The organism is Pseudomonas sp. WC2401 (assembly GCF_041200115.1).
GTDB classification, from domain to species: domain Bacteria; phylum Pseudomonadota; class Gammaproteobacteria; order Pseudomonadales; family Pseudomonadaceae; genus Aquipseudomonas; species Aquipseudomonas fragi.
The window spans coordinates 2,727,925-2,746,497 of record NZ_CP165623.1 but is presented as its reverse complement, the minus strand read 5'-3'; the positions used below and the strand labels follow the sequence as shown (position 1 = coordinate 2,746,497).

Here is an 18,573-nt window from a genome sequence, read left to right as displayed (position 1 = left end):
GGGCTACTCCGGCAGGCGCTCTAAATCAGGGTGTTTATCGAGAAAGGCCTGCGCTTCGGCATCTACACCCTCGACGCGATGAGCACTGACATGCAGCGTTCGACCTTTGGGCATCACCAGGACGCGAGAAATAAAGGCCCGGTCGCGGTAAACGACCGGGCTGACAGGTTTGTCGATCGAGACGGGTTTGCTGGTCATCGTTTCCTCCAGGCAAAAAAATACCCGCGATATGCGGGTTAAGGGATAACGACCAAAAGGCTATGGTCAGAGCCGATTGCTTTCGTGCTGTTCACTCTCTCAAACGCGCAAGTCAACCAGGCGGTTGAGCTGCGTTTTGTCTTCTACACTCTTTTTCGGCCAGCTTTTGGACAAGCCTATAAAGGCCAAATATAAAAGGGAGTAACGATGATGGTTCGCAGAATTTTGGCCGTTGCGGCATTGGTACTGTTAGCCGGTTGCGCTACCAACAGGGCAGAAGTGGATGTTTTGCCGCCCGGCAAGACTCAGACACCTGCCCCCAGCAATGGCAAGAAGGTTTATATCAGCGCAGTTGATGATCGAGTTTTTCAGATCAAACCTACCAGCTTCGACATACCTTCACTGAAGTACGACGAGATCGACGACAAGTCGATTACCGAGAGGGCGATTGCTCGTAAACGCAATAACTACAATATGGCCATCGGCGACGTGCTGCTGCCCAAGGGCCGTACCGTTTCAGAGCTGGTAGGTGATGCCGTAGCCAGCGCTTATCAGCAAGCAGGCTATGAGGTGGTTAGCGCTCCTGGTGCCCCTGATGTCCGTGAAGTCAAAGTACAAATCATTGAATTCTGGTCATGGTCCATGACGGAGGGGGTGCTCGACAAAGTACTGCGCAACAAGTCGTTTCTTCAGATAAAAGCGCTTGGTATGCCTGAACACACCTTGAAAACGCTGGTCAGCGAAAAGGTGAAAGTGGCCACTGATACCGACTGGAAGACCATCACCGAAGCCGGACTAGAAGCCATTACCCAGGAAACCCTGAAGCAGCTTTAAGGGGCTCCTGAGCACCACAGTTCAGTGACCGTCTATTTCAAGTACCAGCCCCTCGGTTGATCATTGATGTATTCGGTCACTCAATGTTTATGGTTAGCCGTGTTGCCACTGGTGTCGATAATTGCCCCGCCACTGTTGATATCCCCCATAACGCGCAGCCCGCCGTTGATTAGCACTTCACCGTAGATAGTCACATCACCATCGAGCGCGATCGCTCCGGACGTCACCACCACGGCGCTATCAGTAACGGCGGCTGATGAACTACCAACCTTGATATCCACCGAGCCTGACGGCAGCTCAATGCTGTAACTGTGGGCCTGCCAGTCGTAAGTCAGCGACCCGCCATCATCGAACAGCCAGCGCTCGACGTGATCGCGGTTATCCGGGGCGGGTCCGGCTTCGCCAAACAAGCCCGGCACAAAGGTGCCTTGTGACACGTCACCGCTCGGGCTGAGCAAAGCGCCCTGCTCGCCCATACTGGGCACCCGCCAGTGCCGCGCCCTGCCCGCCGCCTGACTGTGCCAGCGCACCCAGGCACTGACCCACTCACCATCCGATACCCGGCACACGGGCGGCCTGACCGTCAGATCCAGAGCAACCACATAGCAACTCTTGACCACCCCGGCGATCATGCGGTCGTGCTCGGCAAGGGCATGGCTCATGGGTCTACCTCACCGCCCACGTTGAACACCAGCGAACCGGGCTTCTCATCGGGCCACGGCCATTCCGTTTCACCTAGGTAAATCGTCTGGCTCCACTCCACCAGCCACACCGTGTAGCCGTCCAGCTCCGGACGGGTCCAGTCCTGGGTTGAACGCTTGAACTCAGCAGGCTCTACCGCCAAGCCCCACGTCTGAGTACGCAACAACACCGCCAGTTGCGTGGCCAGGTGAATGGCCTGCTGGTAATGCTGGTCGCGGATCACGTCAACAATCACCCGCGCTTCAAAGGTGACGTTCAGTGTGCTTTCCCCGGTGCCGATATCGGTACCGGGCTCAATCTCGGCGATATCGAGAAACACGGCCGGCAGCGGGATGTGCTGCTCGATGTCAGGCCAGAAACGGACCAACTGAACACCTGACAGTTTCTCCTGCAGGTGCTGCTCGATCGTTTGATACAACAGGTCGAGGCTAAACGGCTGCTCAGACACGGCGCGTCCCCTTCAGGTATTTCTGCAGCTCAAAGTTCATTTCTTGTCGGAGGATCTGCAGCAGACGCTCATCGGCCTTGCGGCTCCAGGCTTCAAAATGTGGCCGTACCGAGTCCAGTGAAATCTTGGCCTTGGCCAATGGGAAACGATCGCTGTTCTCACCCACAAAACCGGAGCTGGCCCCGGTCTGCGAAGTGACTTCGCTGTCCGGGTAATCGGCCCGTGCGAAGTGTTTACTGGCGGTACGAATCCAGATATCGGCCTGCTTGCCGTACACCTTTTTGTAGAAGGCGCCGCGATAGCGACGACTACCCACCGACACACCGGCCTTGGTCTGCCGTGGCCGCCCTGCCCGGCTGGCCTCCAGCGGGTTGATACCGAACCAGAGCTTGCCGCGCATCGCGCCGCCGGCGATCGGGTAGCTGCGCAAACGCTGCCGCACCGCCTTCACTGCGATCCGCTCCTGCTTACCCACGGCCCGGGCGATATGGGTACTGAGCCAGCCCAAGGTTTTGTTAATTGCACGACGTTGCGCGTTGGCAGCGGCTTTGGGTATCTGGGTGGCCAGTTCCGCAAACGCTTTCATATCCTCGGCCGAGACCTGAATATTGAACATCCCGCTATTGGCCCTGTTCTCACTAAAGCTGCCAATGCTCATGCGCGTTTCCTCAAGATCAGGGATACCAGGCCATCGCCGCTGGGCTCCAGCTGCAGCAGGTCGTAGTCACCACCTCCGTCCAGATCGGGCAAGTCGATGGTGACCAGTAGTCCTTTGCTCAGGCCATCCGAATCCGCGACCCGCACCACAAAGTGCGGCTCGCGCAGGCCGGTATTGAGACGTCCAATCTGCGGCTGTTTCCACGGTGCCGAGAACATCCCCAGCACCGGCTCGGCGCGACCTTCGATGCGCACGCTATCACCCAGCACATCAAAAATCACGCTGTCGATATCGGCCACCAGATCACGAATGCCCACGGTCACAGCTCCAACAGGATCTGCGCCAGGGGACGTGTGCACATGTGCAGCGGGTTGGACTGGGCTTCGCCGGCCATACCCTTGTTGAATGGCAGCGGCTCGATCTTGCTGTAGTACGGAATGCCCTGGGTGTTGACCGTTTCCATGTAGTCGGCCGGGGCGAACACGGAGATGTACAGATCAGGAACGCCCTCAGGGATCAACAGCGCCTTGTCGTCATGGATGAACGACACGCCCGCGACCTTACCGCGATAACGTTCCCAGACGATGCCGCCGAATTCAAAACTCTCACGGGCATCGCCGCGCAGGGACGCCGCCTGCATGGTGTTGAGGTAGGTTTCCTTGACCGATTTGTGCGTGACCAACTTGTTCCAGAAATTCTTGCCGCAGAATGCGCGAGAGCCGGTACTGGTGATGTTACCCAGCGCATCCTCCTGCAGATCCAGGGCATCGGAGCAACGCACACGCAACTCCGTTGCCTGGTCGTTGAGGCCCATCGACTGTTTTTTACGCGTGACGCCAAAGGTCTTGTAAAGATCGAGCAGGACCGTCTTGCCATCGGCATCCAGAATTTGGCCGTTCAAGGCACCCATGCGCTGAAATTCGTGGGTCGCATCCAACTGACGGCGGGCTTTGGACAGGCGTCTGTTGACCACGTCCTGCACGGCTTGCAGTTCACTGCGGGTACCGAAGGCACGGATGCCCTGAATCTCGTCCGCCTTGATGGTGAAACGTTCCGGCAAATGCACGGTGTTGAAAGGGATCATATGACGCTTGGTACCGGCGACCACCAGGCCGGAAGTCCCGCGCTCACCCGCGGGCACCAGTGCTAGGGTGTCGCCATCCTTTTCGATCTGAACGGTCAGGGTGGTGATGCCTTCTTCACGGAACAGGCCGAGGCTGCTGATGCGACCCGGCAAATATTCCTGATCATTGAGTGCAGCGGTCAACGACGAAACACTAAACGCATCGTCTTCAAAAATGGCGATATCGGCCATGAGGTACTCTCCAGAAATGAAAAATCCCGCACTTGGCGGGACGGGTAAACGGGGATGCTCGCTTTAGCGAACAATCAGAAAGTGGGCAGCCAGTGCCTTTTCAGCAGCAGGATCAAGGCCGGTCAGGTGCACTTCACTGACCTCGGCCAAGCGCACCACGGCGCGACCGCGACGCACGACATCCGACTCACCCAGCGGACCATAAAGAATAGCGACAGCGTTTTCAGTGCCGTCCTCCGCAGTCGGTTTATACGGCGCAAACTCGCCTGTCGCAGTAGTCAGGCCCAGAATCTGGCCAGGCTCAAGCGCAGCCCCGGCCGCAACGTTGATCGCTTCACGCGAGATGTTGCCGGCCCCCTCGGACAAGAGGAACTCACCGGCGTGGCGCTGTTCGTATTGAATCGTCATGCTCTCGTACCTTTTGCAGATTTAGATTGCCCACTCTGTGCCGACTGACGCGCCGCCCAGATCGAGGGTGGATCGGGTTGTTTGGCCTGAATTTTCGGCACAGGGTCATCGCCGATCGGCAGGCTGTTGTCGATTTCAAAACCACCACCACTGACCAGCTTGTCGAACAGGCGGCCGCGCACGGCTTCAGCACTGAGCCCGGCCGCGACAAACTCCTGGGTGAACTCCGGCAAACGCGCAGCAACGCACAGGTCGCGCACGGCCTTGGCATTAGTCAGTGCGGCGTTGACCGTGGCCTCATTGGTCAGCTTTGTGCTGCTGATCAGTGGTTCGATCAGGTTGCTGATCCCGGCCGCAGTGCAACTTTTGGTGATCAACAAGGCCAGCTTGGCCGAGTCAACAATGGGAGGTTTTTCGGGCTCAGGTGGCATGGGCTCAGGGGTTGGTTCTGGGGCTGGCTCCGGCTCGGGCGGTTCCTCCAGTTGGGCCAGTAATGCCTGCGGGGCGTGCTGATATCGCTGCAATGCACCACCTTGCCCAAGGCAGGCTTTGACAGTGACGCCCTCGCCCACTTCGTCGGCCAAGCCCAAGGCCACCGCTTCGCTGGCCGTGAGCCAAGTTTCAGCATTGACCATGCGCCGGAGCTCAACCTCGTCGATGTCGGGTGCCTTGGCCTTATAGGCGGCGATGATGGCTTCCATCGCCTGATCCAGTGCCGTAGCAACCTTGCGCAAATCTTCGGCATCGCCTGCCGCGTAGGTCCATGGGTTGTGGATCATCAGCATGGCGTTGGACGCGATTACGACGCGGTGCGCGCCACACACCGCGACACTGGCCGCGCTGGCTGCCAGCGCATCAACCCGGCCGGTGCAACGCTCGCCCAGTCGCGACAGCGCGTTGTGAATGGCCAGGCCGTCAAACAGGTCACCGCCGACGCTGTTGAATGCCACCACGATTGGCGACACACCATCATCCAAAGCGGCCAAGTCGCGGACAAACTGGTTAGCAGTGATGCCCCAAGTACCGATCTCGCCGTAGACATAGACCTCGATGCTACGGGCCTCGGCCTCGCCGCTGGCCTTCAGGCTGTACCAGTGCTTGCTCTGCGGCGCGGGAGGGTCACCGGCCTTGTTGAAAATCCGTAGCGGGTGCTGCTTGATCATGGTGTCTCCTTGTCAGCGGCCGGTTCAGGCTGGTCGACGAGTGTTTTGTAGTTGAGGCCGAGCTTTTGGGCACGGGCCTGATCGGCCGCGTTTTCAGCGTCGACGGTTTCGGCGTCATAACCCGAACGCAGGACCATTTCGCTGCGAGAGTTGAAGCCCGCGTTGACCTCCATCATTCGCGCCTGAATGTCCTGCACCGGCTGGATGTAGGCCCAGCCCTGCGGTACCCAGCGGGTGCGCAGGTATTCGCGGCGCCGCTGTGCGTAATCGTCTAGTTTCAGGCGACCGGCCAACACAGCCATGTCCATCCAGGCAGCGCGCACTGGGCGACACAGCTGATGCACGTACACGCCAAATTGCAGTTGCTCCAGGCGACGGCGGAATTCGTTGAGGACCACCCGCAGCGCCCGGTCGTTGACCTCACGCATATCGCCAGTGAGGATTTCGTAAGGCGTGCCGGTACCGGCCGCGGCGGCCATCAGTTGCTGCCGCATAAAGTCCGGATAGTTGTTCCCCGCGTCCGGTGGTTTGGAAAACTCCACCTCTTCGCCCGGTCCCAATTCCTGCATGGTCCCGGGCTCCAACGCGACCATCGGGGTAAAGCCGTCGCGGTCTTCAGTCAACAACTGGCCGGTGACCGGATCACGGGGTTGCTGTGTGGCCTCAGGTGGTGGTCGAGAGATAAACCCGGCAAACAGGTTGGCCACCTCCTGGCGAAACAGCACCGCATCGTCGTAGTTGTCCAGGCTTCGCAAGCGTTTGAGCACCGGTGCTAGACGCGGCACCCCGCGTAACTGGCCGGGCTCAACCGGTTCAAAGATATGCAGCACTTGCGCCGCCGGTACCCGCACCAACTGGTTGTAGCCGGCGTTCAACGACGAGGCATCACGCGGGTGAACGCGGTACATCCAGTAAGCCACCCGCTGGTGAGCCGGGTTGAACTCGATCCCGGCGCGGATGCTGTTGCCGTTTTTGGTCGGTTCAAACTTGTCGTGCGGCACAAACTCGGGAGCCAGTACCTGGAGCTGCAGCGGTACCGCCAGATTTTCGTCCTGGCCCCGTGGTCGCAGGCGCACAAAGCACTCGCCCGCGGTTTCTACGGTGCGGGCAATCAAGGCCTGCTGGCCGTAGAAGTCGGTCAGGCCATCGGCGTCAGACTCATCGACCCAGTCCTCCCACAGCTCTTGCTGCAGTTTGCGCAGGGCGTCGTCCTCGATCTTGGGTCGAGGGGTGATGCCGGTGCCGATCAGGTTGCTGACGCGCTTGTCGATGACGTTGAACGCGTACGGATCATTGCGCACGGCCGCCCGCGAACGGGCCCGCAGGTTGCGCAAGGCCGGGGTATTGATGCTGTTGATGCCGATGTCGGGGGCGTCCCAACTGGCCGAGCGGCGCCCCTCGCCGGCCCCTTCGTAACTGGCTTTGATCCGCTCCGGCAGCAAAAAGCCGTTGCGAGTCAGGGTTGGATATTGGCGTGCCATTAGATTCCCTTGCCTCCGTGGTAAAGCCTCACCACTTTTGAGCGTGGCCCGGCGGACGCGACCAGCGAAGTGCGGATCTGGTCCCGGGCTTTGAGCAACTCATCCACCGTGCGGTACTCCACGGTGCGATCGGCATAGCGCACGGTTTTTTCGCCGCGAGCGATGGCCGCCTCAACCGCGTCGAGGTGCTTCTGGGTAAAGGACATAATCAGCGTCTCTTGAGATAGCCGCTGCTGGAGCTGCGACGTTGAGGGGGTCGTGCAACTGGCTGCGGAGGCGCGGCCGGGGTTGGTACTGGAGCAGGTTCAGGCGATTGCTCAACCGGTGACGCCTGTGTTGCAGCCGGAAGTGCAACGCGTTCGACTGGCGGCGGCTTTTCGTCGAACAACCCGGCCTGTGCCAAAGCTTGTCGAATGCGCTCCCAGTCGTGTTCCTTGTAGCGGTTCAGGCCCAGGTAGTGCGCCATTGCCAGGTTGTACACCATCAGGTCGAGCGCTTCGTTGCGCTCGGCTTTGCCTTTGACCCACTCGATACGCTTGTAGCCTTTGATGTAACGCGCCACCTTGCGCTCGGCCACACACTGGTCGAAAAAGTCATCCGGCAAGTCATTGGCAAAGTGCAGCGCACCAGGACCGTCTTCAAACGGGTAGCGGTTGTAAATCCAGTCCTTGGCGGTGTCGGTACCGACAAACCACAGCTCGGCACCGTTGCGCTCGGTCTGGCCTTTCCAGGTCACGTCTACCATCGAGGGGCGTTGCGCAATCACCGGCCTGCCCGGCTTGCTCGCACCCTTGATGGCAAAGATGTTGCGCCACCGGCGAAGGCGGCAGAACTGATAAACCTCATCAGTGTGGTGCCCCCCGGAGTCGACAGCCGTGGCCAGGATTCCAAGGCCGACGCCACACGGGTGCGGGTAACGCACCTTGAGTTTGTCATCGAGCACAGCCCAGGTACGTTCATCCGCTGGGTCTCCCCAGATCACCTGGTAGTCGATGACCCAGCGCTCCATGCCAACGCCCCAGCCCATCACCATCAGTTCCAAGCGATTGGCTTGCACGTCCACCGACGCGGTGAGCATCAGCACCCGATAGGCCATAGAGCCCAGGCCGTAGGTTTCACGGCCGGCACGCTCTTTCAGGACTTCTGCTTTGGTCTGCTCCTGGGCGCTGTCCCATACCTTCGCCAAACGGGTGTTGTAAAACACCTGCATGGGCTCAAGGTCGCCACGATTTTGTGCCTTCTTGGCCTTCTCAAACTGCTTGGCCAGCGAGCGCCAATCCGTCCAACCGAGTGGTGCATACAGTGCGTTGAGATGAAAGCCGATGGTTTCGCCATCACCCGGTGCGTGCGATCGCCATTCACCCCGAGCCAGCATCAGCCCCTTGTGGTGTTCCTCGATCAGCACATCACACTCCGGCCCGGCGCACTGGTAATGCACCACGTTGAAGTCGGCCGAGTAATGCAGGTTTTCCCATTCAAGAATCTGCATGTGCCCGCAGTCCGGGCATGGCACGTAGTAATAACGCTGATCGCTGGTCTCAAACAGATCGGCGATGCGCGAAGCACCCTTGATCGTGGGCGAGCTGGAGAAGTAAAACTTGGCGTTGCGCCCGAACGTACTGCCCCGGGTTTCGGCCAGTTCGATCGGATCACCCTCCTCACCCACGTCCACATCCCAGCGATCGATCTCATCGCCGTAGATATAGCGGGCCGACAGTTCGGCAAGGTTAGCCGCCGAGCCTGCAGTGGTGACGTACAACGAGCCGCCCTCAAACTCCTTGGTGTCCATCGTGTTGCGCGAGTCACGCGAGCGGTTGGCCGCGACACGCTCAGACAGGACCGGCGTGGCCTTGATGGTCTTGCTGATCCGCGACGACACCCGCTTGGCCAGACTGAGACTCGGCAGTAAGGTCAGGATGTTGGACGGCACCATGTGGATCAGGCCACCAATCCAGTTCAGCGCGATCTGGGTTTTCATCAGCTGCGAGGCCACCATTGTGACTACGCGTTTGCAGGGGTGAGCCGGTGACAAACAGCGCATGGGCTCGCGAGCATAAGGCGTACGCGAGGTGCGGTATTTACCAGGTTCTGCTGCGCCGGTGTCACGCGGGATACGCATGTATTCGTCGGCCCACTGGTCGACCCACAGCGAAGGGTCAGGCCGTAGCCCACGGAAATACGCCTCGCGGTACACCTCTGCACCGTTCGGGATTTCCGTGTGCATGGATTAGCTCTTGTTGTTGAGGGCCGTAATTAGGTCGGCCGTGGACATGCGCTCAGCGTCCTCCAGCGAGGCGCGGATAGCGTCAGTCAAACGGCGTTCGATTTCCCAAGGGTCGGTCATAGCGGCCAGCTCCGGCGCCAGTTGGGGCGGCATGCCCAGCAACTGATCGCGCAGCAGACGCCCAGCATTGAAGGCGCCGGTTTTGACAGCCTCCAGCTCGACCTGTGAACCCTGGACCTTGTGGAATTCAGCCTCTGCAAGTTGTGCCAGGTAGTACTCGCGATGGGCGCGGGCCTTCTGGAAGTCGGGCAGTTTGCTTGCCGGGCTGATCGCTGGCTGTGGCGCAGCCGTGGAAGTCGGCTCGACCTCTGGCGAGAGTTGGCTGTGGACGCCGCGTTGAATCCGATCCTGTTGATGCCGGGCTGTGACAGCGGCCTTGCTGGGGTCAGCAGATTCGGCCAACAGTGCTTCGGTGGCTTCCAGCTCGACCTTGCCATCTTCGGTTAACACCAGCCGATCCTGATTGGCCAATTTTGAAACGTACGATTTGGCCCAGCCGCGTCTCGCCGCAAACTCGGTTTTACTGATTACCGTCATGATGAAGTGTCCTGTTCACCTAATGAATACGGGGGTTCACCTGTTCACCCCAGTTCACTAAGCTGGTGAACTGTTCGCTAACGCTTTCCCGCGGGTTTCCTGCCCCGTACCCGTGGAAAATGCCCAGGGTCCCCGGCAGGATTTGAGAGACGAGAATTATTCTGATTGGCCAGAACGGGGAGGAATTTCACAGGGCTTGAAAGCTTGGCTGCTGATGTTTACGCAAACTCCCGCAGCGCCGCTTGCAAGCGCTTGGCCTTGGTGATCGCTTCAGCATTGCTCTCCCGCTCAGACTCAACCGACAGGGCAACCTCTTCGATGCGGCTAGCCAATGCCTTCATACGCTTGCTGAACTCATCAGACAGACTCACCACCTCACCCGATAGGGCCGCCAGAACATCTAGTGCACCTTCAGGTTTCTTGATCGATACAGCGGTCTGCTTGGCTGCCTGAGGCATGACTGTCTCCTTCTTGGATTTGCGGGTGGCTACATCGCGCTGAAATTTACCGCCTATGGGCTCTCTGATAAGCCCAGCATCTTTGAGCTCACCGAGTGCCCGGCGAACGGCATAGGCCGATGCGCCACTGGCGTTGGCAGCCAGCACTGCGCCGTGGATATCGCGAGCGCTCCAGCGCGCCTGAATGGGGACATGGCCAAAGACTTTTTGAGCAATAGACGATTGCCCTGCAAGAATCTGCTGCTGCCTGGATTCATTCATGTCTGGAGTCCTGTTCAACAAGTGGATGTGAAGGCGTTATTCAGATCGATCAGATTGAGAAGGAACATCGCAAACACCTAGGCGTCGAGCGGCCCAGCGTTCGTAAAGACCTATGGCGACATCCGCCCCTGCCATTGCCGTGAGGCATCCAACCGCCGAAGCGGCCCAGATCGAAACGCCGTTGGCATGCAGCAACATCATCGTGGACAGCCCGCACCCGATGCATGCACCTGACCGCAAGGCCAACCGCCGGACCAAGGACCAACCCCGAGCACCATCTTTGTCCGCTCGCCACATCTCGCCAGACACACCGCCGATCAAGGACAGTGCGATCACCAGCCAGATAGGCATATCAGCTAACGCTTGTTGCTCTGTTGTCATGTATGACCTCAATCAAAGAGCGGCGCGTGGTGCTGACAAAAGAAAACCCCGCCGGGGTGGGCAGGGTTTTCAGTGCGCTGGTGTATGCCAGGGCGAGGTGCACAGCACGTGCTCGGGGAGCGCCTAGGCGCAGAATTCATATCGTGGGTACGTTTTACCCCTGTTCGGTAAAACCGAAAAGTGGGGATTTTCGGTCATTCTGCTCTACTCACCTTGACGCAACTTTGACGCAGGTTTGAGGTAAGTCACCCCGACAAACGGTCAGCGCTTAACCGGCTTTGCTCAGCACCGTTGCACGCGTCAGATTGGTTTCCTGGTAGCCGCTGCGCCGGGTGTAACCCCGAGTGGTACCGCTTCGAACGGTAAGGATCAGCATCACTTGTTGATGCAGACGTTTAACCCAGTTGCGATACGTTTGGTCTGCCCCTTCGGTGATGTCGAGGAGCCGCATCTGTTCACGTCGCGACATCGATGGTTGATGCAGGTAACGCAGACGGGCCAACTGGGCCAATTGCTTGCCTTTGGTTGACTGGCGATCCAACTCGGCAACGGCCGCCGCCACTTCGCTGGCAATGTGATCCATGCCCGCGCCCGCTCCCACCAACAGATCCCGCGAACCGGCCGTACCCCGAGGAGCGCAGCCGCCGTATTCCATGATCGTGGCCATCGGGCTACCCAAGCCACCAGCCTCCCCAACGTGGCAGTGCTGCTCGCCCCAGTGCTGCATAAGCTCTTCGATTTCCTGAATCATCCTCATCTACCCCCTGAAAACCCAACCCGACACAGAAAACAGCCAACCCGACACACACCTAACACACTTAAAAATCTTTAAAAACATACTCTTAATGCTCTATGTGTTGGGTGTGTCAGGTGTGTTGGGGTTCTTCTCACGTACGAGAAATAATTAATAAGCATCAGTCTTTGGTTTGTTGAGCATGTACATACGCCCGCATGTACGAGAAACCCAACACACTTGACACACTGATCCCGAAAGCCTTTAAAGACATGCCCTGTAGCTGTGTCAGGTTGATGGTAATCACCCGCCACACCGTCAACACACCCCGCACACAAATAGTCGTCATGCTGCGCTGTCCTGTCGCTGCCCGAACTTGACGTGCTCCCAACTGCCCACACTCCAGCCCCCTGCCTTGGCTGCTTCGCGCCAGGTAACGACCGCCGCACCGAGCCCGGCCGCTGTCACAGATGGGGGTGGGGAAGGCGCAGGATCAATCCCCGCCCAGGGAAAGAAGAACGTACCAAAGGATCGCCGAGAACCATCCATCCAGGGCTTGCCCTGAATCTTGTCCACTTCGGTGGAGATGAATCCGCTGAATTTGGTATGACTTAAGGTGTGTTCCTTGTTGCGGTGGCACCACTCCAAAAACAACGCGTACAGATCACTGCTGACGCACACGCTAAATGGTGCTCCCAGCAGGCCATTACGCCATTCACGTAGAAAGGTTTGCCAACTGGCCATACTCAAATCTACCAAGCGTTGGCGGGCTTCGGTGTTGGGTGGCCGGGTACGCTGATCGAAGTCACCCAGATCATAACTGAGCAGGTATTCATAAAGCGCCGGGATGCCATCATTAGCCAGCTCGTACTTCACCCTCTCCTGCTCTTCAGGCCCCAGTGTTTCCTTGGGCCACACCACCAACATCCGGGCGGTCATTTTCGCCAATGGGCCAGGGCATGATTTCGTTGGAGAGGAACACCGCATTCATATGGTTGGCTTCCTCCCAGCCATTCACAAACTTGGACTCCATACGCACCGTCTTGCCGGTGACCATATGTTTGATCTTGCCCACCTGGTTGTAACGCTGGTCACGGCTAACCACTTCCTCGAACACGCCATACAACTTGTTTGACTGCCATACCGTCCAGCTCGACTCCAGTTGTGACTGCCCGACTGTGGCCGCGTATTCGCCATAGATCGCGCCCATGATGTCGCTGAGCAACAAACTCTTGCCGCTGCCTTCCATGGTCGAGTGCAGCAACACGGCTGTGTCCATCTTGGCGCCGATGTTTTGCAGCGGGTATGCCAACCACTTGATCAACCAATCAGTTGCCGCTTCGTCGTGGTTGCACAAAAAACTAAACAGCGAGCGCAAGGTGCGGCACTTGTTCGGTGCATCGATCGGAACCAAAGGCAGCCCCTCAAAGGTATTGATGTACACCTCCGGGTCTTTGGTCATACGTGGATCGAACACAATGTGCTGCATGTCCACGGTGCGCCGGTCAGGGCTGTTCAACCACATGCCATAGGCATCGCCCAACGCCATACGCATAGCACCCTCGGGGACTCGACGGCGGCATTTGATGTCCCAGGAGTCTTTAGTACCGTCTATATAGACATAGCGTTCGGTCGGGCTCATGCCCTCCCCTGATACCTGCTTGAACTTGGCCTCTGCTTTGGCTTTGCTGGCTTGGCGCTCCGCCATGTCGTCGGCAATGACCTTTTTCTGTGTCGACTCAAACCAGTCTTTGGCCAGTGCTTTGGTGACCAACAATTCAAACGCAGGCTTTTTGATAATGACGCGCCTGAACATGTCGAAAACGGCAGTCTTGCCTTCGATCAAAGCGAAGCGCTGAAAGATTCGGTCCGGGGTCCAATCACTCCCCCCGCCCCCCTCAGGTGCAGGGGCCGCTGCGGCGGGCACAGATTCGCCCGGCCCGCTGGCATCCTCAGATGGGGTCGGGGGAAGATCCGCCGGGGATGGCCGGGACGACTGCAGCATACCCAACATGCGTGCAGCATCTTTAACCGCTTTGGACTGATCACCGTCGTGCTCGAGCAAGCAGAACACCTCAAACGCATCGTTCTGGTGACCATTGGCCAATGGATCTGCGCCGTGGTGCGAATACAGCTTGCCATCGGTGATGGTGATACCCGGCAAGCCCGTGCTGCTTTGCGGATAAAGCCATTTATTGCCTCGCTTGATGTACCCGTGGGTGCGCAGTAATTCTTCAACATCATGACTGCGGTTGAATTCATCAATCACCGAAGGCCGATTACCAGTTACCTGGGTAGGCGACTTGCTCGACTTTGGTTTGACCTTTTCAGCCTTCGGCGCCCAAGGGCAAGCAGCCTCGGCATCACGTTTGAAAATGTCCCAGTTTTGCCAAATGGCCAGCAGGTCGGTGGTCAACACCGGCAGGCCATCAGCGGAGGGTGGTGTGCGCCAGGAATACGGTTTACCGGTACCAGGATGAATTGAAGGTGGCAATACGTCTTGCACCAAGCCTGCGCGCAACTCGAAAACCGTGAACCGCTTGTAGGGCTCTGCCTCGGCACGTGTAGCCGCTTCACCGTCCAAATCGCCTGCTTCTTTTGCCGCTCTGGCTTTCTCGATCAAACCTTTAAAAATCGACCCATCAGGGTCGTTTTCGTTGGGCCATGCAAGCGAATGACGCGTGAGGTCTATTCCATCCGGCAACTGGAACAGGATACGAAAACGCGCTGGGTTACCGACTACTGTCGGGTACACCAGCGCCATTGCGTCCAAGTCCAGGCCTAGCAACTCGTACAAGACGTGGCGTGTCCACTGGACATCATCAACGTCTAACGAGCACACACGGCTCGGCCCTAAGACCACGCCAAGGTTGTGCGTTGGATTCGCAGACCAGAAGGCTTCGGCAGCCTGTGCATCAGTGATGTAACCACCGGGCTTATTCCAGCCCAACCCTTTGGGAGCTTTCTCCCCCGGCTCGATGGCAACAAGTGCCAGTTTGAAGGTGTCAATGTAGCGTCGTGCCCATGTCGCCATAGGCACAGCGTGAAAACGATCGGTCATCTGCGGCGCTCCCGCAACTCTTGGCAACTGACACAGGTTTGGCAGCCTTTGACCTTCTCCTGGCGGAGCACTGGTATCGGTTCATCGCAATCAACACAGATTGATGCACTGACCGCGGATGCTGAAGCACGCTGACGTTGCTCCAAAGCACGCTGTAAAAACTCATCCGCATAGTCATTAGCCAGATCAACGATGTCAGCCATTATCGCGATCCTCCATTGCCTGGCGTGCGCCGGCCATGATGCCCAGTACCTCGCGGATAACGTCCATGCCTCGCTTCTCAAGAATGGCGACTTCGTGCGACTCCCAAACTGCGTCAGCCACACCGTCGTGCATGCAAGACACAAACTCGCCAGACTCATGAAGCAACTTGCCTACCGCTTTCAATGCTTCTTTTGTTGCAGGCACTGGCGTTGGCTTGTACCAAACGGCCCCGGCTGGACGCACTAAGGCATCGAGCAAACGCGGATCAGCCGTGAGGCGAATCACCTCCTCCAGCTCATCCGGCGTAAGCCAGCGGCGTTCTTCGTCGAGTTTGAGTTTCTTCTGCAGGGAGTCGTTGTCGATCACCATTGCGAATGCAAGTGCGGTGACACCACCCTTGTAGGAACGTCCTGCGCGATAGAGCGCGTGACGCAATGAAAGCACCGGACCAGCGTCCGGTAATAGATCGATGCGACTCATAACCGTAAAAACCCCTTTTACGGTGTAGCCATAAAACAGGGTACGCCCTATCCTACGACCACGACCGATGTACATGTGCTGTGTATCGTCGTCGCTGGACCGGAGGATCTTTGGTGAGAGGCTCCGGTCCAGCACCCTTTTAGCGATGTAGATCTACAACTGCATTGCTCTGTCGACCCGGCGTTTCTTTGGTGAGAGGTTCTGGGCCGATGCTTTAAGCGGCTGACTCAATATCAGCCGCATCTGTCATTTGTAGGTACAAGCACTCAATTGCCTTCCCTGTCACGTAACGAATGTCAGAGCCCTTAGCGGCTCGATTGATAGTGGGCTGCGTAGTGCCCACTTTTTGGGCAATGTCTCTCTGAGACATCCCGGATAGCAGTAACTTCGCCAGCATCTCCTGAATGGTCATATCGGTCACCAATGTCCTTTCGCATTGAACGAGACAATACACAAACGTATTGATTAGATCAATACAATCTCCGATACGTTTTTGAATCAAAGGGATCTGAAAGTGATTGGCGACCGTATCGCTCAGCGCATGACAGAGCTCAACCTGTCCGAAGGTGAGCTAGGGCGACGCTCAGGCGTTCCCCAGCCGACTATTCATCGAATAGTCACCAATGAAGTGAAAAGCCCCAGGCAGGAAAATGTCGAAAAAATCGCGAAGGCCTTAAAGGTCAGCAGCAACTGGCTATGGAAAGGCGGTGACGATGTTGACGTGGTTACTTCAGGACTCGACATCAATGTCGAGGAAGGACCCGCTATTAGAGGTTATGTGCCTTTGATCTCATGGGTCCAAGCAGGTGCGTGGTGCGAAGTATCTGATATAAAAACCCTGGATGATGCCGAGATTTGGCTTCCATGCGCTGCCTCACATAGCAAACAAACCTACGCCTTACGAGTCCGCGGACTCTCAATGTTTAACCAGTATGAGCGGCGCTCATTCCGAGATGGGGACATCATTTTTGTTGATCCTGCCAAGACTCCTGAGAATGGCTCACTTGTTATTGCGAAGCTTGTCGACAGCCAAGAAGCGACATTCAAACAGCTTGTCATAGAAGGTCGCAGACAATTTCTAAAGCCTCTTAACCCCGCATGGCCTGACCCCATTATTGAATTGGGAGCTGACGCCATGATTTGCGGGGTCGTTTTCTCCAAGCTCGAAGTTTTCTAGCGACAAACACTAGCCCACTGCGTGGGCTTTTTATCGCCCATAGAAAAATTAATACACCAATGTATTGACTAGACCAATACGTATTTGTATCGTTTGCATCGTAGACCTCTCACCAAGAGTACTAACTATGCAAACGACACAGCACAACCTCACCCGCTGCCGGGTATACATCCACCCGGCAGCCTGCAACTGCCCCTCCTCAGTGGATGCTATTCAACGCCGCACCGGCCGCTTGGCGATCATAACCAGCCCAGGGCGTATCGAACTCACTCCGCAGATAGCTGAAACCACCTCCTCATTCGGAGGTGCTGCGGCATGAAAAAGTTACTGATTGGATTAGCAGGCCTCGCCCGCACGGGCAAAACAACCGCTGCCAAACACCTAGTCTGCACGCACAACCTCCAGACTTACGCATTCGCAGACCCGCTGCGTGAAGGCCTAACAACCATCCTCAACCTTAGCCCACGTGACTTTGACGACGAGCACAAAGAACAGCCAATCGCCTGGCTAGGCCGCTCCGCACGCGAACTGATGCAGTCGATGGGCACCGAGTGGGGCCGTAATCAGGTGCACCCAGAACTGTGGCTGCTTCTGGCCGAGCAAAATCTTGGATTCCTCGAACAAACCAACACAGCAGCCTCCGGCTTTGTGATTAGCGATCTTCGTTTCGAAAACGAAGCGGCTTTCGTTCGGGAGAAAGGCGGCCTGGTCATTCATTTGATACGCGAAAGCGCACCCGATGTGAACCCACATATCAGCGAAACCGGGATAGCCATACACGACAACGATTTCGTGGTGCACAACGACGAAACGATTGAGCAGATGACCGGCCAACTGGACGAGATCTTCAATGCTCTTTGCGCTCGCGCAGCGGCTTAAGGAGCAGTCACATGAACCGAACCCTGGATGCTACTGCCGCCCTACTTGGCTTGAAACCACGCGCCTTCCGCAGTCGCTTACGTGAGCTTGGCATTTTGACTCAGAACGGTGAACTGGCCAGCAAGCACCGAGACCAGGGTTATCTGTATGTAGACACGCGCAGTCGCTGGAACGCGAACATCAACATCTTCAGCTATTACGCGGTTGTGATGGTGAAAGAGCCCGGCGTGAATTGGTTAAGCAAGCAACTGGGCATCACCGTGCCCCCTGCTAAAAAGGACGCCGCCGCATGAAACAGAACGCCATCACGCAAGCGATCGGCGCCTTGAAACTGGTCCCGATATTCGTCAACAACCCGGCCATCGTCAGTCGCGCCACGATGATTGGGGCATCAGCAGAGGCTGCTGCTCTGCTTGAGGCACTTCCCGCGGCATCTGCTGAGCTGATCGAGGTGTTTCGTTGCGTAAATGCAGTAATCAGTGGCGGGCAGACTGCTTACGTCACCCCTACCCGCTGCCCTGAATACCCATACGGCGCTGTAATTGCCGACAGCGAGGGGCACATTTGTGCCACGGCGATGGGGAAGACCAAAGAAGGCTTGACCGAGTTAATCCGCCTCAAGTTGCTGCCCCCACAGGAGGGGTACGGGGAGGATCCAGCGTGAGCAACACACTCGATCAACTGCGCAAGGAGTTCGCCACACCTTGCCCCAGTCTGACGGCGGTACGCGAACGCTACTTCGCACACATCAGGACTGATCGCTACCTGCTCAGCGAAATCAAAGCCGGACGCATCGCACTGAAAGTAACGCGACTACACCGCTCAAGCCGAGCAAAGCCAGTGGTGTATTTGCACATGTTGGCGGCCTATCTAGATGCACAGGCACCTAGCCAGGCCGCCTAAGTCCCCCC

The 18,573-nt window shown here is 57.6% G+C and carries 23 protein-coding genes and 1 pseudogene; 6 read left to right on the top strand and 18 right to left on the bottom strand.

Annotation, left to right across the window (positions count from 1 at the left end; translation table 11 throughout):
- Positions 1-3: 3 nt before the first annotated feature.
- Entirely contained in the window at positions 4-198 is a 195-nt protein-coding gene (locus AB3G35_RS12530; protein ID WP_106116649.1) for a hypothetical protein, read from the bottom strand.
- A 210-nt stretch (positions 199-408) separates the two neighbouring features.
- Between AB3G35_RS12530 and AB3G35_RS12525 the strand changes: the two genes are divergently transcribed.
- On the top strand, positions 409-1,032 hold the full coding sequence (locus AB3G35_RS12525; protein ID WP_340068800.1) for a flagellar biosynthesis protein: 624 nt from the start codon (positions 409-411) through the stop codon (positions 1,030-1,032).
- Between the two features lie 80 nt (positions 1,033-1,112).
- On the opposite strand, the gene AB3G35_RS12520 is transcribed toward AB3G35_RS12525, so the two are convergent.
- From AB3G35_RS12520 to AB3G35_RS12440, 17 genes and pseudogenes are all read right to left on the bottom strand, one after another.
- Positions 1,113-1,694 carry a phage baseplate assembly protein V gene (locus AB3G35_RS12520; protein ID WP_340068791.1) on the bottom strand — a complete coding sequence of 194 codons (582 nt, stop codon included), beginning with the start codon at positions 1,692-1,694 and terminating at the stop codon, positions 1,113-1,115.
- Positions 1,691-2,182 (bottom strand): hypothetical protein, encoded by a 492-nt coding sequence (locus tag AB3G35_RS12515; RefSeq protein ID WP_340068792.1) that lies wholly within the window; start codon positions 2,180-2,182, stop codon positions 1,691-1,693. Before AB3G35_RS12515 ends, AB3G35_RS12520 begins: the two co-directional genes overlap by 4 nt.
- Positions 2,175-2,840: a hypothetical protein gene (locus AB3G35_RS12510; protein WP_340068793.1), complete on the bottom strand. Its 666-nt coding sequence runs from the start codon at positions 2,838-2,840 to the stop codon at positions 2,175-2,177. Before AB3G35_RS12510 ends, AB3G35_RS12515 begins: the two co-directional genes overlap by 8 nt.
- The gene (locus tag AB3G35_RS12505) at positions 2,837-3,157 is read right to left on the bottom strand and encodes a hypothetical protein (protein WP_369781518.1); all 321 of its coding nucleotides are present in this window, start codon (positions 3,155-3,157) and stop codon (positions 2,837-2,839) included. Before AB3G35_RS12505 ends, AB3G35_RS12510 begins: the two co-directional genes overlap by 4 nt.
- A 2-nt stretch (positions 3,158-3,159) precedes the next feature.
- The gene (locus tag AB3G35_RS12500) at positions 3,160-4,155 is read right to left on the bottom strand and encodes a major capsid protein (RefSeq protein ID WP_340068794.1); all 996 of its coding nucleotides are present in this window, start codon (positions 4,153-4,155) and stop codon (positions 3,160-3,162) included.
- 63 nt (positions 4,156-4,218) lie between these two features.
- On the bottom strand, positions 4,219-4,563 hold the full coding sequence (locus AB3G35_RS12495; RefSeq protein ID WP_369781517.1) for a head decoration protein: 345 nt from the start codon (positions 4,561-4,563) through the stop codon (positions 4,219-4,221).
- Positions 4,560-5,726, bottom strand: coding sequence for a head maturation protease, ClpP-related (locus AB3G35_RS12490; protein ID WP_095031158.1), 1,167 nt, complete (start codon positions 5,724-5,726; stop codon positions 4,560-4,562). The genes AB3G35_RS12495 and AB3G35_RS12490 overlap by 4 nt, the downstream gene beginning before the upstream one ends.
- The gene (locus AB3G35_RS12485) at positions 5,723-7,207 is read right to left on the bottom strand and encodes a phage portal protein (RefSeq protein WP_340068796.1); all 1,485 of its coding nucleotides are present in this window, start codon (positions 7,205-7,207) and stop codon (positions 5,723-5,725) included. Before AB3G35_RS12485 ends, AB3G35_RS12490 begins: the two co-directional genes overlap by 4 nt.
- Positions 7,207-7,413 carry a phage head-tail joining protein gene (locus AB3G35_RS12480; protein ID WP_073514850.1) on the bottom strand — a complete coding sequence of 69 codons (207 nt, stop codon included), beginning with the start codon at positions 7,411-7,413 and terminating at the stop codon, positions 7,207-7,209. Before AB3G35_RS12480 ends, AB3G35_RS12485 begins: the two co-directional genes overlap by 1 nt.
- 2 nt (positions 7,414-7,415) lie before the next feature.
- Positions 7,416-9,431 (bottom strand): phage terminase large subunit family protein, encoded by a 2,016-nt coding sequence (locus AB3G35_RS12475; RefSeq protein ID WP_340068797.1) that lies wholly within the window; start codon positions 9,429-9,431, stop codon positions 7,416-7,418.
- Between the two features lie 3 nt (positions 9,432-9,434).
- Positions 9,435-10,028, bottom strand: a complete 594-nt coding sequence (locus AB3G35_RS12470) for a terminase small subunit (RefSeq protein ID WP_169844469.1) — start codon at positions 10,026-10,028, stop codon at positions 9,435-9,437.
- 218 nt (positions 10,029-10,246) lie between these two features.
- Positions 10,247-10,747 carry a hypothetical protein gene (locus AB3G35_RS12465; RefSeq protein WP_369781516.1) on the bottom strand — a complete coding sequence of 167 codons (501 nt, stop codon included), beginning with the start codon at positions 10,745-10,747 and terminating at the stop codon, positions 10,247-10,249.
- A gap of 36 nt (positions 10,748-10,783) precedes the next feature.
- Entirely contained in the window at positions 10,784-11,128 is a 345-nt protein-coding gene (locus tag AB3G35_RS12460) for a phage holin family protein (protein WP_046808743.1), read from the bottom strand.
- 268 nt (positions 11,129-11,396) lie between these two features.
- Positions 11,397-11,879 carry a hypothetical protein gene (locus AB3G35_RS12455; RefSeq protein WP_369781515.1) on the bottom strand — a complete coding sequence of 161 codons (483 nt, stop codon included), beginning with the start codon at positions 11,877-11,879 and terminating at the stop codon, positions 11,397-11,399.
- Between the two features lie 327 nt (positions 11,880-12,206).
- Positions 12,207-14,922 (bottom strand): annotated as a pseudogene (locus AB3G35_RS12450) (DUF5906 domain-containing protein).
- Positions 14,919-15,125 (bottom strand): TraR/DksA C4-type zinc finger protein, encoded by a 207-nt coding sequence (locus AB3G35_RS12445; RefSeq protein ID WP_046808746.1) that lies wholly within the window; start codon positions 15,123-15,125, stop codon positions 14,919-14,921. The pseudogene AB3G35_RS12450 and the gene AB3G35_RS12445 overlap by 4 nt, the downstream one beginning before the upstream one ends.
- Positions 15,118-15,606 carry a phage regulatory CII family protein gene (locus tag AB3G35_RS12440; protein ID WP_048359464.1) on the bottom strand — a complete coding sequence of 163 codons (489 nt, stop codon included), beginning with the start codon at positions 15,604-15,606 and terminating at the stop codon, positions 15,118-15,120. Before AB3G35_RS12440 ends, AB3G35_RS12445 begins: the two co-directional genes overlap by 8 nt.
- A 514-nt stretch (positions 15,607-16,120) precedes the next feature.
- Here AB3G35_RS12440 and AB3G35_RS12435 point away from each other — a divergent pair.
- The 5 genes from AB3G35_RS12435 to AB3G35_RS12415 all read left to right on the top strand — a co-directional run bounded on the left by AB3G35_RS12435 (position 16,121) and on the right by AB3G35_RS12415 (position 18,565).
- Entirely contained in the window at positions 16,121-16,783 is a 663-nt protein-coding gene (locus tag AB3G35_RS12435) for a S24 family peptidase (RefSeq protein ID WP_052750661.1), read from the top strand.
- Between the two features lie 315 nt (positions 16,784-17,098).
- Positions 17,099-17,662, top strand: a complete 564-nt coding sequence (locus tag AB3G35_RS12430) for a deoxynucleotide monophosphate kinase (protein ID WP_369781514.1) — start codon at positions 17,099-17,101, stop codon at positions 17,660-17,662.
- A gap of 50 nt (positions 17,663-17,712) precedes the next feature.
- The gene (locus AB3G35_RS12425) at positions 17,713-17,955 is read left to right on the top strand and encodes a hypothetical protein (protein WP_369782742.1); all 243 of its coding nucleotides are present in this window, start codon (positions 17,713-17,715) and stop codon (positions 17,953-17,955) included.
- The gene (locus AB3G35_RS12420; RefSeq protein WP_369781513.1) at positions 17,952-18,326 is read left to right on the top strand and encodes a hypothetical protein; all 375 of its coding nucleotides are present in this window, start codon (positions 17,952-17,954) and stop codon (positions 18,324-18,326) included. The genes AB3G35_RS12425 and AB3G35_RS12420 overlap by 4 nt, the downstream gene beginning before the upstream one ends.
- Complete coding sequence (locus AB3G35_RS12415; protein ID WP_046808751.1) at positions 18,323-18,565, top strand: pyocin activator PrtN family protein; 243 nt, start codon at positions 18,323-18,325, stop codon at positions 18,563-18,565. Before AB3G35_RS12420 ends, AB3G35_RS12415 begins: the two co-directional genes overlap by 4 nt.
- The last annotated feature ends 8 nt before the right edge of the window (positions 18,566-18,573 follow it).

Coding starts and splice junctions, on each gene's coding strand:
- AB3G35_RS12475 (WP_340068797.1), bottom strand. CDS start 9,431: ATGCACACGGAAATCCCGAACGGTGCAGAGGTGTACCGCGAGGCGTAT.
- AB3G35_RS12510 (WP_340068793.1), bottom strand. CDS start 2,840: ATGAGCATTGGCAGCTTTAGTGAGAACAGGGCCAATAGCGGGATGTTC.
- AB3G35_RS12525 (WP_340068800.1), top strand. CDS start 409: ATGGTTCGCAGAATTTTGGCCGTTGCGGCATTGGTACTGTTAGCCGGT.
- AB3G35_RS12530 (WP_106116649.1), bottom strand. CDS start 198: ATGACCAGCAAACCCGTCTCGATCGACAAACCTGTCAGCCCGGTCGTT.
- AB3G35_RS12440 (WP_048359464.1), bottom strand. CDS start 15,606: ATGAGTCGCATCGATCTATTACCGGACGCTGGTCCGGTGCTTTCATTG.
- AB3G35_RS12420 (WP_369781513.1), top strand. CDS start 17,952: ATGAAACAGAACGCCATCACGCAAGCGATCGGCGCCTTGAAACTGGTC.
- AB3G35_RS12500 (WP_340068794.1), bottom strand. CDS start 4,155: ATGGCCGATATCGCCATTTTTGAAGACGATGCGTTTAGTGTTTCGTCG.
- AB3G35_RS12430 (WP_369781514.1), top strand. CDS start 17,099: ATGAAAAAGTTACTGATTGGATTAGCAGGCCTCGCCCGCACGGGCAAA.
- AB3G35_RS12485 (WP_340068796.1), bottom strand. CDS start 7,207: ATGGCACGCCAATATCCAACCCTGACTCGCAACGGCTTTTTGCTGCCG.
- AB3G35_RS12490 (WP_095031158.1), bottom strand. CDS start 5,726: ATGATCAAGCAGCACCCGCTACGGATTTTCAACAAGGCCGGTGACCCT.
- AB3G35_RS12480 (WP_073514850.1), bottom strand. CDS start 7,413: ATGTCCTTTACCCAGAAGCACCTCGACGCGGTTGAGGCGGCCATCGCT.
- AB3G35_RS12455 (WP_369781515.1), bottom strand. CDS start 11,879: ATGATTCAGGAAATCGAAGAGCTTATGCAGCACTGGGGCGAGCAGCAC.
- AB3G35_RS12445 (WP_046808746.1), bottom strand. CDS start 15,125: ATGGCTGACATCGTTGATCTGGCTAATGACTATGCGGATGAGTTTTTA.
- AB3G35_RS12470 (WP_169844469.1), bottom strand. CDS start 10,028: ATGACGGTAATCAGTAAAACCGAGTTTGCGGCGAGACGCGGCTGGGCC.
- AB3G35_RS12460 (WP_046808743.1), bottom strand. CDS start 11,128: ATGACAACAGAGCAACAAGCGTTAGCTGATATGCCTATCTGGCTGGTG.
- AB3G35_RS12520 (WP_340068791.1), bottom strand. CDS start 1,694: ATGAGCCATGCCCTTGCCGAGCACGACCGCATGATCGCCGGGGTGGTC.
- AB3G35_RS12495 (WP_369781517.1), bottom strand. CDS start 4,563: ATGACGATTCAATACGAACAGCGCCACGCCGGTGAGTTCCTCTTGTCC.
- AB3G35_RS12465 (WP_369781516.1), bottom strand. CDS start 10,747: ATGAATGAATCCAGGCAGCAGCAGATTCTTGCAGGGCAATCGTCTATT.